The organism is Vibrio sp. S9_S30 (assembly GCF_014694455.1).
Lineage (GTDB): Bacteria > Pseudomonadota > Gammaproteobacteria > Enterobacterales > Vibrionaceae > Vibrio.
In genome coordinates, this window is record NZ_JAAUWT010000125.1 from 1 (window position 1) to 620 (window position 620).

Sequence of the window (620 nt, forward strand, 5' to 3'; positions counted from 1 at the left end):
TTTTGGGTAAAGATAGCTCAGGAAAGTTAGTCCGTAAGGCAGGGGTAATGGGGATCGTCAAAGTTGGTGGTAGAGTGTCGGCAGGTGATAGCATGGCGATTGAGTTGCCTGATGAGCCATTCCACCCTCTCAAAAGGGTTTAAGGGCTAACAAAAGCTTCAAACCGACAAACAACGCGTGGCATTTTTGGTTTGCAGTAATTTTAGTGTTTAAGGCGTAATGCAGCGGCTTGTTTTTTGCGTTGTCTGCGGTTTAAGCTGGCGTTATAGCGCTTTGATAATTCAAGGGTTGTCAGGCTCTCGAAAATTGTTGGCTTCAGTGCTGGAAAATTCAACTTCTCAGCCAGTATCAAGTTGGAAAAGTCGTCGCAAGCCAAGTCGCTGTGGGATTTCATGCCAATTGGAAATTCCGGATTTTGAAGTTTGGTTTTCGGTTCGTTCTTGTAAATTCTTCGACTGGTTCGGTGTTTTGGGTATTGTGGTCTGGTTGCAGCAGGTTTTGTTGGTTAGGATGCTGTTCATTGAATGCAAGCAAAATGCTTCTCTGCCAAGTGAGTTTGTGTACTCGTTACGCTCTAACAAACGCTTCAAGCGGACTGCCAACGTGTGGCATTTTAGGTT

1 protein-coding gene is annotated in these 620 nt (G+C 45.0%); it reads right to left on the reverse strand.

Annotated elements, in window-relative coordinates; translation table 11 throughout:
• Nucleotides 1-338: 338 nt before the first annotated feature.
• The coding region (locus HC752_RS24985) for a hypothetical protein (protein WP_238930631.1) at nucleotides 339-620 on the reverse strand (282 nt) is incomplete at its 5' end.